This window comes from Rhodococcus sp. NPDC003318 (assembly GCF_042879035.1).
In the GTDB taxonomy this organism is placed as follows: Bacteria; Actinomycetota; Actinomycetes; order Mycobacteriales; family Mycobacteriaceae; genus Rhodococcus_G.
Genome location: NZ_JBIAOU010000008.1, coordinates 165,006 through 179,708, shown reverse-complemented (window position 1 = coordinate 179,708; position 14,703 = coordinate 165,006). Strand labels below are relative to the sequence as shown.

Sequence of the window (14,703 nt, the reverse complement as noted above, 5' to 3'; positions counted from 1 at the left end):
GAATGGTGGCACCGGGCAGCGTGAGAGCCCCCGGCAGTGCGCACGGGCCGAGTTCCCGAGCGGTGGCGAGAAAGGAAGGTTGCCATGACGGCTCCGTCACCCCTTCTCGATCTCGACGACGCCGCGAGCGTCGCCGCCGCCGACACCGAAGGCGCCATGCGTGCCGCCGCGCTCGGTGGGGCGCAGGTCCGGTCGGTCGCCGCTGCCGTCTCCGAGGGCGCACTCGACCGAATCCGGGGCCTGCGGCCGCGCAGCGTCGTGCTGGTCACGACGGGAGGACGCGCCGGACGCGCCGCGGCACTGCTGCAGGCGGCGCTCGGTGCGCGACTGGGATTGCCGATCGTCCACGCGTCCGCTGTTCCGCCCTGGCTGGGTTCGCTCGACGTCGTGGTCGTGGCCGGCGAGGATGCCGGTGACCCCCGCCTGGTCGCCGCCGCCGACTCCACGTTGCGGCGCGGTGCAGAACTGGTGGTCGTGGCCCCCGCGGAGGGGCCGCTGCAGGCGGCCGCGGCCGGGCGGGGGTCGCTGCTCCCGCCGCGCCTTCCGGTGCCGGACCGGCACGGATTCCTGCGGTACGTCGCGGCCGGGCTGGCGGTGCTGTCGGTTCTCGAGTCGGGCCGGTCCGCCGGTCTACCGGCCGACCTGTCGACCCTCGCCGACGTCCTCGACGCCGAGGCGGCGCGCAACAGTCCGTCCGCCGAGGTGTTCCACAATCCGGCGAAGACGCTGGCCGTGCGCATGCAGGGGCGGCGCGTGCTGCTGGTGGGCGACGACGCCGCGACCAGCGTCCTGGCCGACCACGGCGCGGACATGATGCTGCGCACCGCCGGGGTGATCGCCGGAGCGGCCGGTCTGGCGGACGTGCTCGCCTCCGCGGCTCTGCTGAGCGCGGCGGCGGACGCCCCGCCCGGATACGACCCGATCTTCCACGACGAGGAACTCGACGGACCCGCACCCGTTGCGCCGGCCCGGGTGTTCGTCCTGGCCACGACGGAGTCGCGCGGATACACGGGGCGTCGGATGGCGGCGCTCGCGGATGCGGAACTGATCACGACCGCTGAAGAGGTCGACGAAATGGGAACGGGGGACAGGGAGATGACGGGTCGGGCCGCGGAGGGTCCCGCTCAGGGTGGGGGGAACACCGAGGTGGAACAGTTGGCCGTGATGGCCGTCAGGTTGGAGATGGCGGCCGTGTACCTGCGACTGATCGGCGGGCGATAAGTGCATCCGCTGCAGGGCGCGATCCGTACCTACGCCTGGGGGTCGCGCACCGCGATCGCCGAACTGTGCGGTCGTCCCGTCCCGTCGAACCATCCGGAAGCCGAACTCTGGCTCGGCGCGCACCCGGCGAACCCGTCCCGGTTGCTGATCGGCGACTCCGAGGTGTCGTTGCTGGCCGCGATCACGCAGGACCCGGTCGGTCACCTCGGTACCCGGGCCCGCGCGGGGTTCGGTGACCGGCTGCCGTTCCTGCTCAAGCTGCTCGCCGCCGACGAACCGCTCTCCCTGCAGGCGCATCCGAGCGCCGCACAGGCCAAGGAGGGCTTCGCCCGCGAGGAGGCCGCGGGGATCCCCCGGGACTCCCCGGTGCGGAACTACCGCGACGACAGCCACAAGCCGGAGCTGGTGGTCGCACTGACCCGATTCGAGGTGCTCGCCGGCTTCCGGGATCCGCGGCGCACGGTCGAGTTGCTGCGGGCGCTCGACGTGCCCGCGCTCGAGCACTACATCGCCCTGCTGGAGGGACAACCGGATTCGTCGGGGCTGCGCGCCCTGTTCACCACCTGGATCACGCTGCCGCCGCCGGCCCTCGGCACGTTGCTGCCGCAGATCCTCGACGGGTGCGTGCGGTACCTGTCCGGGCCGGCCGAGGCGCGCGAGTTCGCGGGCGAGGTGCAGACGGTCCTCGGTCTGGGGGAGTCCTACCCGGGTGACGCGGGTGTCCTGGCGTCGATGCTCCTGAACCGGATCACGCTCGAACCGGGAGAGGGCCTGTACCTGGCCGCGGGCAACCTGCACGCCTACCTGCACGGTCTCGGCGTCGAGGTGATGGCCAACTCGGACAACGTGCTCCGGGGCGGACTGACGCCGAAGCACGTCGACGTGCCGGAACTGTTGCGGGTACTGGACTTCGAGCCACTGACCGGTCCGGTGCGCACCGCGACGGCGGCGGAGGGAAGCGCGGGCGGCCCGGTCCACCTCTACGACACCCCGGCACCCGAGTTCTCCCTGTCCCGGATCGAGCTGACGGCGGACACACCGGCGGCCGAACTGGGATCCGCCGGCCCCCGGATCCTGCTGTGCACGTCCGGATCCGTCACCCTCCGGTGCGGCGACGACACCCTGGTCCTGGCGCGGGGTGAGTCGGCGTGGATCGCGGCGTCCGATCCGCCGGTGACGGTCACCGCGGAGACGGCCGCCCAGGTGTTCGGCGCGACCGTCGGCTAGGGGGTGTCTCGCGCCTCGTTGCCGAATCGTCGCCGCGGGGGACCCTCGAAATCGCCAAGTGTGACGGAGACGGCAATAGGCTCGGATCCGTACCCTTGTCGCCCTTGTCGAGGAGGCCGCCATGTCAGTGCACGAGGGACCGGGCGAGACGTCCGGACGCAAGGCCGGACTGTTCCGCACCAAGTCGGTCGAGCAGTCGATCGCCGACACCGACGAGCCGGACAGCAAACTCCGGAAGGACCTGACGGCATGGGACCTGACGGTCTTCGGTGTCGCCGTCGTCGTCGGTGCCGGCATCTTCACGCTGACCGCGCGGACGGCGGGCAACGTCGCGGGACCGTCGGTGTCGCTGGCGTTCGTGCTCGCCGCGATCGCCTGCGGTCTGGCGGCGTTGTGCTACGCGGAATTCGCGTCGACGGTGCCCGTCGCAGGCAGCGCCTACACCTTCTCGTACGCGACGTTCGGCGAACTCGTCGCCTGGATCATCGGCTGGGACCTGATCCTCGAGTTCGCGCTCGCCGCATCGGTGGTCGGGAAGGGCTGGTCGCTGTACCTCGCCGACGTCATCGGTGTCGAGTCGACGGTGGTGCAGATCGGCGACCTCGACTTCGACTGGGGTGCGGTCCTGCTGATCGCAGCCCTGACGGCGCTGCTGGCGACCGGGACGAAGCTGTCGTCGCGGGTGTCGGCGGTGATCACCGCGGTCAAGGTCTTCGTCGTGCTGTTGGTGATTGTCGTCGGTGCGTTCTACATCACCGGGTCGAACTACTCGCCGTACATTCCGCCGTCGGAGCCCGGCGAGACCGGGGAGGGAATCCACCAGTCGCTGTTCTCGTTCCTCACCGGAGCCGGCGGCAGCACGTTCGGCTGGTACGGCCTGCTGGCGGCGGCGTCGCTGGTGTTCTTCGCGTTCATCGGTTTCGACGTGGTCGCGACGACGGCGGAGGAGACGAAGAATCCGCAGAAGGCGCTGCCGCGCGGCATCCTCGGATCGCTCGCGATCGTGACCGTGCTCTACGTCGCGGTGACGCTGGTGCTGACCGGGATGGTCAAGTACACCGAACTCTCCGGTGAAGGGGCGACGCTCGCGACCGCGTTCGAGTTCCACGGCATCACCTGGGCGCAGTGGGTGATCAACCTCGGAGCGCTCGCCGGCCTGACCACCGTCGTGATGGTCATGCTGCTCGGTCAGACCCGGGTGGCGTTCGCGATGTCCCGGGACGGGCTTCTGCCGCGCCCGCTGTCGCACACCGGCAGGCACGGGACCCCGGTCCGGATCACCGTGATCGTCGGCGTGGTCTCCGGTGTGCTGGCCGCGTTCTTCCCGATGGGCACCCTCGAGGAGATGGTGAACATCGGCACGCTGTTCGCGTTCGTCCTGGTCTGCGTCGGTGTCATCATCCTCCGGCGCACCCGGCCCGACCTGCCGCGTGGATTCCGGGTGCCGCTCGTTCCGCTGATCCCGATCCTCGCGGTCGCGGCGTGCCTGTGGCTGATGATCAACCTCTCCGTCGAGACGTGGATCCGGTTCGTCGTCTGGATGGTGATCGGCATCGTCGTGTACTTCCTGTACGGACGCCGTCATTCGGTGTTGGGGCAGGGCGGCCGTCCCGTTCCCGGGGTGGCGGCGCGGGCACTCGACCACCTCGGCGGGCCCGACGAGCCCCGGCACCGCGGTCGATAGCCCCCACCCTCTCCCCGGCTGAAGGCCGCCTTCGTCTCGATCAACCGCACGAAGGGCGCCTTCAGCCGGAAACGAGGATTGTACAAATAGCGATAGTTTGTCTAGACAGAAGACATCTCGTGGAATATTGTCGTCACCCGAGTGGCTTGAATCACACTGTCGTCTTCTCGGGTGGAGGTAGTGGTGCGGATGCACAGCGAGGCGGGGGAGCGGATCCCCGTGCCGTGGCGGGACAGGAAGCGTCACCTGTGGTTGCTCGGTCTCGTCCCGCCGACCGCGGTGTTCGTGGCCGCCGGGCTGGTGTGGGGCTTCAACGAGCTCGGCTGGTCGGCGATGTCGCCGATCTGGTGGTGGATCGGCCCGATCCTGGTGTACGCGTTGCTACCGGTGCTCGACCTCTGGTTCGGGCCGGACGGGCAGAACCCGCCGGACGAGGTGATGGAGCGGCTCGAGAACGACCGGTACTACCGGTACTGCACCTACGCCTACATCCCGTTCCAGCTCGCCAGCCTGGTCTTCGCCTGCTACCTCTGGTCTGCGGACGACCTGGGTTGGCTCGGGGTGCCGGACGGTCTGGGTCCGGTGTCGAGGATCGGTCTCGCCCTGAGCATCGGAGTGATGGGCGGCATCGGCATCAACACCGCGCACGAGCTCGGGCACAAGAAGGACGACCTCGAGCGCCGGCTGTCGAAGATCACCCTCGCCCAGACGTTCTACGGGCACTTCTACATCGAGCACAATCGTGGCCACCACGTGTGGGTGTCGACTCCCGAGGATCCGGCGAGTTCGCGTCTCGGTGAGTCGTTCTGGGCGTTCCTGCCGCGCAGTGTGTGGGGCAGTCTGCGGTCGTCGTGGGAGCTGGAGAAGGCGCGCCTGCAGCGACTGGGGAAGGGGCCGTGGACGATTCGTAACGACGTCCTGAACGCCTGGCTGATGTCGGTGGTGCTGTGGGCGGGGCTGGCCGCAGTCTTCGGCTGGGAGGTGTTGCCGTTCCTGGTGATTCAGGGTGTGTACGGGTTCTCGCTCCTCGAGACCGTCAACTACCTCGAGCACTACGGGCTGTTGCGGCAGAAGACGGCCGGCGGGCGTTACGAGCGGTGCACGCCCGAGCACAGCTGGAACTCCGATCACATCTGCACCAACATCTTCCTGTGCCACCTGCAGCGGCACAGCGACCACCACGCCAATCCGACCCGCCGCTACCAGACGTTGCGCAGCATGGACGGTGCGCCGAACCTGCCCGGCGGGTACGCGAGCATGATCACCCTTGCGTACTTCCCGCCGGTGTGGCGGCGAGTCATGGACCGCCGGGTGCTCGCCCACTACGACGGCGACATCACGCGGGTGAACGTGCAGCCGTCCCGTCGGGAGAAGATCCACGCCCGTTACGGGGTGGCGTGAGATGGCCGCCTACGTCTGCCCGGTGTGCGACTACGTCTACGACGAAGCGAAAGGTGCTCCGCGGGAGGGGTTTCCGGCCGGAACACCGTGGGGTGCCGTCCCCGACGACTGGTGCTGCCCCGACTGCGGGGTACGCGAGAAGATCGACTTCGAGAGGAACGCGTCATGAAGCTGTACCGCTGTGTCCAGTGCGGATTCGAGTACGACGAGGAACTCGGCTGGCCCGAGGACGGGATTGCGCCCGGCACCCGCTGGGAGGACATCCCCGACGACTGGAGCTGCCCGGACTGCGGCGCGGCGAAGGCGGACTTCTACATGGAGGAGGTCGCCCGACCGTGACACGCCCCCGGCGGGGCCGGTGTTGACGGCCCACCGGTCTGCTGCCACCCTCGCGATCATGGCGCAGTCGTCCCGAGTCCCGTACCAGCAGGCCACCCGCACCCTCCTCCGGGAGTCGGTGCTCGGGGCGATGCGGGACCTGCTCGCCGGGAAGGACTGGTCCGACATCACGATGACCGAGGTCGCGACCGAGGCGGGGGTGAGCAGGCAGACCGTCTACAACGAGTTCAAGTCCCGTCAGGGTCTCGCCGAGGCCTACGCGCTCTCGCTCGCCGACACGTTCGTCAGCGCCGTGGACGACGCCGTGTACTCCAACGTCGGGCGGCCGCGGGAGGCGCTCGTCGACGGCTTCACGACCTTCTTCCGACGCGCCGCCGCCGACCCGCTCGTGCAGTCGCTGCTGACCGGTGACGTGAAGCCGGATCTGCTCCGGCTGATCACCACAGGCAGTGCGCCGCTGATCGATCGCGCGGCCACCCGGCTCGCGGACACCTTCACGCGGAGCTGGGTGCAGGCGTCGGACGAGGACGCCGCGATCCTCGGTCGCGGGATCGCACGCCTGGCCATCAGCTACGTCTCGATGCCGCCGGAATCGGATCGGGATGTGGCCGAGGATCTCGCGCGGGTGTTCTCGCCCTTCGTGGAGGCGATCACCGCCGCCGGGACTGCGCAGGTCACCACGCGATACCCGTAGCTCCGCCGGTACCGATAGCCTCTATGGGGATATTGCCAACCAGGAGAGGCAGATGACGACCAGCGTGTCTGAGAACAAGCTCGTGGCGGACAGCCGCAACGGTATCGACTTCAAGGTGGCGGATCTCTCGCTCGCCGAGTTCGGCCGCAAGGAGATTCGCCTCGCGGAGCACGAGATGCCGGGTCTGATGGCGCTGCGCCGCGAGTACGCCGAGGTGCAGCCGCTCAAGGGCGCACGCATTTCCGGGTCGCTGCACATGACGATCCAGACCGCCGTGCTGATCGAGACCCTCACCTCGCTCGGCGCGGAGGTGCGCTGGGCGTCGTGCAACATCTTCTCCACTCAGGATCACGCGGCGGCCGCGATCGTCGTCGGCCCGCACGGCACGCCCGAGGAGCCCAAGGGCACCCCGGTCTTCGCCTGGAAGGGCGAGACTCTCGAGGAGTACTGGTGGGCGGCCGAGCAGATGCTCACCTGGCCCGGCGAGCCGGCGAACATGATCCTCGACGACGGCGGCGACGCCACGATGCTCGTCCTCAAGGGCGCGCAGTTCGAGAAGGCCGGCGTCGTCCCGCCGACCGACGAGGAGCACGACTCCGACGAGTACAAGGTGTTCCTGGCGCTGCTGCGCAGGTCCCTCGAGGCCGACAAGTCCAAGTGGACCGCCGTCGCGGAGTCGGTCAAGGGTGTCACCGAGGAGACCACCACCGGCGTGCTGCGTCTGTACCAGGTCGCCGCGGCCGGTGAACTGACGTTCCCGGCGATCAACGTCAACGACTCGGTCACCAAGAGCAAGTTCGACAACAAGTACGGCACCCGGCACTCGCTGCTCGACGGCATCAACCGCGGCACCGACGTCCTCATCGGTGGCAAGAAGGCGCTGATCTGCGGCTACGGCGACGTCGGCAAGGGCTGCGCGGAGTCGCTCGCCGGTCAGGGTGCGCGGGTGCAGGTCACCGAGATCGACCCGATCAACGCGCTGCAGGCGCTGATGGACGGCTTCGACGTCGTGACGGTGGAGGAGGCGATCGGGGGCGCCGACATCGTCATCACCTCGACCGGCAACAAGGACATCATCCGGCTCGACCACATGAAGTCGATGAAGGACCAGGCCATCCTCGGCAACATCGGTCACTTCGACAACGAGATCGACATGGCCGGCCTCGAGCGTTCCGGTGCCACGCGCCTGAACATCAAGCCGCAGGTCGACCAGTGGACCTTCGAGTCGGGCAAGTCGATCATCGTGCTGTCCGAGGGCCGGCTGCTCAACCTCGGCAACGCCACCGGGCACCCGTCGTTCGTGATGAGCAACAGCTTCTCGAACCAGGTCATCGCCCAGATCGAGCTGTGGACCAAGCCCGACGAGTACGACAACGAGGTGTACCGGCTGCCCAAGCACCTCGACGAGAAGGTCGCGCGGATCCACGTCGAGGCGCTCGGCGGCTCGATCACCAAGCTGACCAAGGACCAGGCCGAGTACATCGGTGTGGATGTCGAGGGTCCCTACAAGCCGGAGCACTACCGGTACTGAGCGGCTCCGCCGCCCGTGAGTCCTGTCGGTCCCGTGGGGGTCCGGAAGTGCTCACGGGCGCGCAGCGCCTCTAGGCTGGCCCGTCGTGGGCATACTCATCGCACTCGAAGGCCTGGACGGCGCAGGCAAACGCACCCTCGTCGACAAGGTGGTGGCACACCTGGAGGCGGCGGATCTGAAGGTCGCCGTCCGAGCGTTCCCGCGGTACGGCGAGTCCGTGCACGCGGATCTCGCCGCCGAGGCGCTCAGGGGCGGTCACGGCGACCTCGCGCAGTCGGTGCACGGGATGGGCCTGATGTTCGCGCTCGACCGGGGCGGATTCGCCGACGAGTTGCACAACCTGTTGGGCGACAACGACATCGTTCTGCTCGATCGCTACGTGGCCTCGAACGCCGCCTACGGCGCCGCGCGGTTGCGTCAGGGCGCCGACGGTGACTACGTGCGGTGGGTCCACGACCTCGAGTTCGGGCGGCTCGGCCTGCCGCGGCCGACCCTGCAGCTGTTGCTCGACGTCCCGGTCGAACTCGCCCGGTCCCGGGCCCGCGCGCGGGAGGCGCAGGACGCGACCCGTGAACTCGACGCCTACGAGCGCGACGGCGACCTGCAGACCCGCACCGGGCAGGTGTACCGGGAACTGGCCGCCGCGAACTGGGTCTCGACCTGGCGAGTGCTCGCCCCCGACATCGATCCGGCCGCCCTCGCCGCGGATCTGGCACAGTGGTTGTGAGCGTGCACCACGCAGTTCACGCGCGGTGAACGCACGACACGCCACCGGAGCGGCGTTTGCGCCGGTTTTCGGGGTGGAGGGATGACACGATAGGGACATGAAGCCACGCATTCTGGTTGTCGACGACGACACGGCACTTGCCGAGATGCTCACCATCGTGCTGCGAGGGGAGGGATTCGAGCCCTTCGTGGTCGGGGACGGAACCCAGGCGCTCTCCGCGGTGCGGGAGATCCGCCCGGACCTGGTGCTGCTCGACCTGATGCTGCCGGGGATGAACGGCATCGACGTGTGCCGTGTGCTCCGCGCCGATTCCGGGGTGCCGATCGTGATGCTGACCGCGAAGACCGACACCGTCGACGTGGTGCTCGGGCTCGAGTCCGGTGCCGACGACTACGTGATGAAGCCGTTCAAGCCGAAGGAACTCGTCGCCCGGGTCCGTGCCCGGTTGCGCCGGACCGAGGAGGAACCGGCGGAGTTGCTGTCGATCGCGGACATCGTCATCGACGTACCCGCGCACAAGGTCACCAGGGACGGGCAGCTCATCTCGCTCACACCGCTCGAGTTCGACCTGTTGGTCGCGCTCGCCCGGAAGCCGCGCCAGGTGTTCACCCGTGAGGTCCTGCTCGAGCAGGTGTGGGGATACCGCCATGCCGCCGACACCCGGCTGGTGAACGTGCACGTGCAGCGACTGCGCGCGAAGGTCGAAACAGATCCGGAGAATCCGCAGGTGGTGCTCACGGTCAGGGGGGTCGGCTACAAGGCCGGACCGCCGTGATCCGTTCCACCCGCATGCGGCGCCGTATCAACGGCACGTTCACGCCGGTGATACGGCGGTTCCGTGACCTGAGCCGCTACCTCACACACCTGTGGCGTCGGTCGTTGCAGCTCCGGGTCGTCGTCTCGACCCTGTCCCTGTCCTTGGTGGTCATCACGATCCTCGGTGTGGTGCTGACCAGTCAGATCACCGACCGCCTCCTCGAGGCGAAGATCGCGGCGGCCACCGAGGAGATCGATCGCGCCCGGGGCACGGTGCAGAGCGAGCTCGCCGGGACCGACGACGCGGCCGCCGTCAGCACGCGGCTCGAGGGTGCGCGCGCCTCGCTGACCAACCGCAATTCCGAAGTCGGACCCGCGTCGGGTGCGGCAGGCACCTTCGATCCCGTGCTGATCGCCCGCGCCGAGGACTCGGCCGAGGAGCCGGTGGCGGGCCCGTCCGACCAGATTCCTCGGAACCTGCGCGAATTCGTGCACAACGGACAGATCAGCTACCAGTTCTCCACCGTGAACGATCCCGACGGCTACTCGGGTCCGGCGCTGATCGTGGGCAGCCCCGTGGTCACGGACATCCCGAACCTCGAGCTGTACCTGGTGTTCCCGCTGGCCGGTGAGGACCGCAGCCTCTCGCTGATGCGGAGCACCCTGCTGATCGGCGGCGCGGTGCTGCTGGTGCTGCTCGCGGCGATCTCGCTGATCGTCGCGCGTCAGGTCGTCCTGCCGATCCGCTCCGCGTCGCGGATCGCGGAACGGTTCGCCGAGGGCAAGTTGCGGGAACGGATGCCGGTGCGCGGCGAGGACGACATGGCGCGCCTGGCGATGTCGTTCAACGACATGGCCGAGTCGCTGTCCAAGCAGATCGCCCAGCTCGAGGAGTTCGGCAACCTGCAGAAGCGGTTCACCTCCGACGTCAGCCACGAGCTGCGAACGCCGCTGACCACCGTCCGGATGGCCGCCGACCTGATCCACGACGGCAGCGCCGACCTCGATCCGGCGCTGCGCCGGTCCTCGGAACTGCTCGTCGCCGAACTCGACCGCTTCGAGTCCCTGCTGAACGACCTGCTCGAGATCAGCAGGCACGACGCCGGTGTCGCCGAGCTCGCGGCCGAGAAGCTGGACCTGCGGATGAGTGCTCGCGCCGCGGTGTCCACGATCCGGCACCTGGCCCGTGAGACGGCCACCGAACTGATCCTCGACCTGCCCGAGGAACCGGTCCTGGCGACCGTCGACCCGCGGCGGGTCGAGCGAATCCTGCGCAACCTGCTCGCCAACGCGATCGATCACGGTGAGGGCAAGCCGGTGCTGCTGCGGCTGCGGGCCGACGACGACGCCGCGGCGTTCATCGTCCGCGACCACGGCGTCGGCTTGCGTCCCGGCGAGGAGAAGTTGGTGTTCAACCGGTTCTGGCGATCGGATCCGTCGCGGGTCCGCCGCTCCGGCGGCACCGGGCTCGGCCTGGCGATCAGCGTGGAGGACGCACGCCTGCACGACGGCCGACTCGACGCCTGGGGCGAACCGGGGGTCGGTGCCTGCTTCCGGCTGACGTTGCCTCTGGTACGCGGCCACAAGGTCACCAACAGCCCGCTGCCGCTGCGCCCCCCGAACCCGAAACGCGTCCAGGGCCGGGAACCGGACGGGGGGAGACGTCGTCGCCTCCGCAACAGCCGGAGTCGACGAAGAGCGAGCCGCTGGATCCGGACGAGACGGCGAGCGTCCCCGTGCTGCGGGAGCGTCGTCCGTGAACCGGGGTGCGGTGGCGGGGGCGCTCGCGGTGGTCGCGCTGCTGATCGGCGGCTGTGCGAGCGTGCCGTCCTCGTCGACACCACAGGCGATCGGCACCATCGAACGCGAGCCGGTGAACTCCGCGGTTCCGGAGCCCACGCCCGGCAGGGAACCGGATCTGCTGCTGCGGGACTTCTTCGCCGCGAGCACCGATCCCACCGACCGGCACGCGGCGGCACGGCAGTTCCTGACCGCGGACGAGAACGCCACCTGGGACGACTCGGCGAGCACGTCGATCGTCGACAAGGTCGACGTGCTCCCGGAGTCCCGGTCCGGCGACACCGCGAGCTACACGATCCGGGCCAACCGCGTCGGCGAGCTCGATGCCGGTGGTGTGTACCGCGCGGTCGAGGGCACGTTCGAGGAGACCGTGGAACTGGTGCGGAGCGGCGGCGAGTGGCGGATCGACGAACTGCCGCCGGGTGTTCTCCTCGACCGACCCCAGTTCCTGCGGACCTACCAGCGCAAGGCGCTGTACTTCCTCGACCCGACCGGCACCACCACCGTCCCGGACCTGCGGTGGATCGCGGCTCCGCCGCAGGACATGGCCGAGACCCTGATGCGGATGCTCGTCGCGGGCCCGAAGCCCGCGCTCGCGTCGGCGGTGTCCAACCAGTTGGCCGACGTCACGCTCGATGAACCGATCACGAAGGCCGACGGCCGCAGTGTCGGCGTCGGCATCGGTTTCGGAGGGCTGCGCATCGAATTCAGCGGCACCGGCACGCTCGACGTGGTCAGCCGGGACCGGATGGCGGCACAGATCGTCTGGACGCTCGCGAACGCCGACATCCCCGGCCCCTACGTGCTGATGGGCGACGGCAAACCGCTCGACGACCGGTATGTGAACGGGTGGACCACCGCCGACGTGTCCTCGACGAATCCGGCCGTGTCGGCGGAGAACGAGGTCGGTCTGCACGCACTGCGGGACGGCGCGCTCGTCCGGGTGACCGACGACCAGATCACCGCGTTGCCCGGGTACTTCGGATCGGGCCCCGGCCTGCGGTCGATCGCGCTGTCGCGGGACGGCAGCCTCGCGGCCGGCGTGGCGACCACCCAGCGGCCGGGTCAGTCGGATCAGGTCGCGAGCCTGATGGTCGGCCCCGTCGAGGGACTCGCGACGTCGGTGGTCGAGGGCGGGACACTGACGAGGCCCACGTGGGCGTTCGACGATTCCGCGGTGTGGACGGTCGTCGACGGTTCGAAGGTCGTCCGGGCCGCGCGTGCGCCGTCCGGGGAGTTGGTCGCCCAGCCCGTCGACACCGCCGAGATCGCCGGTCTCGGAACGAACATCACCGAGTTCCGGCTCTCCCGCGACGGCGTGCGGGCCGCGGCCATCATCGACGGCAAGGTGTACGTGACGACGGTCCAGAGCCGTGACGACGGCACCTACCGATTGGTGGGTGCGTTGCCGGTCGCGGTCGGGCTGGGCAGCCCGGCGGTCGGGTTGGACTGGTCGACCGGCGACGCGATCGTCGTCTCGCGCGCGGCCTCCGACATCCCGGTGGTGACCGTCTCGGTGGACGGTTCGCGGATGGACGCGCTGCCGAGTCGCAACCTGACGCCCCCCGTGGTGTCGGTCGACGCGTCGCCGACGATGACATTCGTCGCCGATTCCCGTGCGGTGTTCCAACTCAACGGCAACGACCCCCTCGGCGACCGGTACTGGCGGGAGGTTCCCGGACTGACCGGGGTCAAGGCGATCCCGGTGCTGCCGGGGTAGGGCACGTGCGTCGAGTGTGTCGGTACGGCGGTGCACACTGCCGCCATGCGCACCCTCCTCGATCTGGTCCTGCCCCGCGAGTGCGGGGGCTGTCGTGCGGTCGGCACCCTGTGGTGCCCGCGCTGCGCCGAGCAGCTGGCAGGGGAGCCGATCGCGGTTGCGCCGCGGGTGGATCCGGGACCGCCGGTGTGGGCGTTGGGAACTCACGCCGGACCGCGGCGCGAGGCCGTCGTCGCGGCGAAGGAACGGGGCCGGCGCGACCTGACCCGTCCGCTCGGAACTGCGCTCGCCGACGCGCTCCGCGCGCTTCGGGAGGCCGGTGAGATCGACCCACCGGAGCTGGCCCGCTTGACCCTGGTGCCCGCGCCGACGCGGCCTCGTGCGGCACGCGCTCGTGGTGGCGATCCGGTGCTGGCGACGGCGCGCCGTGCCGCCTCGGCGCTGGACAGGGAACCGGTTCGGGTCGCGCCGATTCTGAAATTCTCTGCGGGAGTGAAGGATTCGGTCGGTCTTTCGGCTCGCGAACGGGTGGCGAACCTCACCGGCCGGATTCGGGTGGCGCCGACGCGGGCCACCGGTCCGTCGGATTGCGTGGTGCTGACCGACGACGTGCTGACCACCGGGGCGACCGCCGCCGAGTCGGTTCGGGCGCTCGCGGCGGCGGGGGTGCGCGTCGACGCGATCCTTGTGATCACGACCGCATGAATCAATCGAGGTCAATACTGGCACTTGGCCCGAACTCGTACTAGCGTCGCCACCACAACCGACGAACAGGTGGGAGGTGATAGTTCCGATCCTGACGCCGGGCGGTCCCCTTCCCGGCGTAGCTCATCCGCCGCAGTCCAACTCATTGACTCGGCCGTATTCGGGAGGTACGCGTGACGACCCCTTCGACAGCAACTGCCTTTGTTCAGGACGCTGCAGAAACCACCGGGCAAACCGATGCCCCACGCTCCGAAATCGTGGTGAAGGGCCGCAATGTCGAGGTCCCGGACCATTTCCGGGTTTACGTTTCCGAGAAGCTCGCTCGACTCGAGCGATTCGACCCCACGATCTACCACTTCGACGTCGAACTCCAACACGAACGAAATCGACGGCAGGCGAAGAACTGCCAACGGGTCGAGATCACCGCGCGGGGCAAGGGCCCCGTCGTCCGCGCGGAAGCCGCAGCCGACAGTTTCTACGCCGCCTTCGAGAGTGTCACCGCGAAGCTGGAGAGCCGGCTCCGCCGAACCAAGGACCGCAGGCGCGTGCACTACGGTGACAAGACGCCGGTGTCCGTCGCGGAAGCGACCGCGGTCCTCGCCGAGGACGAGTCGCTCGGCATCTCACCGGAGCTGTCGCTCGAGCCGGAGCAACCGGAGGGTCCGGGACAGATCGTCCGGACCAAGGTGCACTCCGCGGTGCCGATGTCCGTGGACGACGCACTGTACGAGATGGAGCTCGTCGGGCACGACTTCTTCCTCTTCCAGGACAAGGAGACGGACCGCCCCTCCGTCGTGTACCGAAGGCACGCCTTCGACTACGGCCTGATCCGGCTCGCGTGACCGACGGCCGAAACCGCCGGACAAGCCTGAGCAACAGACAAGAATGAGCGGTCGAT

General features: G+C 69.1%; 13 protein-coding genes and 1 pseudogene. All 14 read left to right on the top strand.

Annotated elements, in window-relative coordinates; translation table 11 throughout:
- Positions 1 to 84: 84 nt before the first annotated feature.
- The 14 genes and pseudogenes from ACFYVR_RS15515 (at position 85) to hpf (ending at position 14,647) form a co-directional block, all read left to right on the top strand.
- Positions 85 to 1,221: a tobH protein gene (locus ACFYVR_RS15515; RefSeq protein ID WP_387474518.1), complete on the top strand. Its 1,137-nt coding sequence runs from the start codon at positions 85 to 87 to the stop codon at positions 1,219 to 1,221.
- A complete protein-coding gene (gene manA, locus ACFYVR_RS15510) occupies positions 1,222 to 2,448 on the top strand; it encodes a mannose-6-phosphate isomerase, class I (RefSeq protein ID WP_387474516.1) in 1,227 nt (408 codons plus the stop codon).
- A gap of 121 nt (positions 2,449 to 2,569) precedes the next feature.
- Positions 2,570 to 4,132 carry an amino acid permease gene (locus ACFYVR_RS15505; RefSeq protein ID WP_387474515.1) on the top strand — a complete coding sequence of 521 codons (1,563 nt, stop codon included), beginning with the start codon at positions 2,570 to 2,572 and terminating at the stop codon, positions 4,130 to 4,132.
- A 189-nt stretch (positions 4,133 to 4,321) separates the two neighbouring features.
- The gene (locus tag ACFYVR_RS15500) at positions 4,322 to 5,533 is read left to right on the top strand and encodes an alkane 1-monooxygenase (protein ID WP_387474605.1); all 1,212 of its coding nucleotides are present in this window, start codon (positions 4,322 to 4,324) and stop codon (positions 5,531 to 5,533) included.
- 1 nt (position 5,534) lies between these two features.
- Positions 5,535 to 5,702 (top strand): rubredoxin, encoded by a 168-nt coding sequence (locus ACFYVR_RS15495; RefSeq protein WP_387474513.1) that lies wholly within the window; start codon positions 5,535 to 5,537, stop codon positions 5,700 to 5,702.
- Positions 5,699 to 5,872, top strand: a complete 174-nt coding sequence (locus ACFYVR_RS15490; RefSeq protein WP_387474511.1) for a rubredoxin — start codon at positions 5,699 to 5,701, stop codon at positions 5,870 to 5,872. Before ACFYVR_RS15495 ends, ACFYVR_RS15490 begins: the two co-directional genes overlap by 4 nt.
- Before the next feature lie 58 nt (positions 5,873 to 5,930).
- Positions 5,931 to 6,566 (top strand): TetR family transcriptional regulator, encoded by a 636-nt coding sequence (locus tag ACFYVR_RS15485; protein ID WP_387474509.1) that lies wholly within the window; start codon positions 5,931 to 5,933, stop codon positions 6,564 to 6,566.
- Positions 6,567 to 6,618: 52 nt separating this feature from the next.
- On the top strand, positions 6,619 to 8,097 hold the full coding sequence (ahcY, locus tag ACFYVR_RS15480; RefSeq protein ID WP_387474507.1) for an adenosylhomocysteinase: 1,479 nt from the start codon (positions 6,619 to 6,621) through the stop codon (positions 8,095 to 8,097).
- Between the two features lie 85 nt (positions 8,098 to 8,182).
- Positions 8,183 to 8,824 (top strand): dTMP kinase, encoded by a 642-nt coding sequence (locus tag ACFYVR_RS15475; RefSeq protein ID WP_387474505.1) that lies wholly within the window; start codon positions 8,183 to 8,185, stop codon positions 8,822 to 8,824.
- 97 nt (positions 8,825 to 8,921) lie between these two features.
- On the top strand, positions 8,922 to 9,599 hold the full coding sequence (gene mtrA, locus ACFYVR_RS15470; protein ID WP_387474503.1) for an MtrAB system response regulator MtrA: 678 nt from the start codon (positions 8,922 to 8,924) through the stop codon (positions 9,597 to 9,599).
- A 14-nt stretch (positions 9,600 to 9,613) separates the two neighbouring features.
- A pseudogene (gene mtrB / locus ACFYVR_RS15465) lies at positions 9,614 to 11,224 on the top strand (MtrAB system histidine kinase MtrB); the annotation flags it as partial.
- A gap of 112 nt (positions 11,225 to 11,336) precedes the next feature.
- Positions 11,337 to 13,100 (top strand): MtrAB system accessory lipoprotein LpqB, encoded by a 1,764-nt coding sequence (gene lpqB / locus ACFYVR_RS15460; protein WP_387474501.1) that lies wholly within the window; start codon positions 11,337 to 11,339, stop codon positions 13,098 to 13,100.
- Positions 13,101 to 13,145: 45 nt separating this feature from the next.
- Positions 13,146 to 13,805, top strand: a complete 660-nt coding sequence (locus tag ACFYVR_RS15455; RefSeq protein WP_387474499.1) for a ComF family protein — start codon at positions 13,146 to 13,148, stop codon at positions 13,803 to 13,805.
- Positions 13,806 to 13,978: 173 nt separating this feature from the next.
- Positions 13,979 to 14,647: a ribosome hibernation-promoting factor, HPF/YfiA family gene (hpf, locus tag ACFYVR_RS15450; protein ID WP_387474497.1), complete on the top strand. Its 669-nt coding sequence runs from the start codon at positions 13,979 to 13,981 to the stop codon at positions 14,645 to 14,647.
- Positions 14,648 to 14,703: the final 56 nt, after the last annotated feature.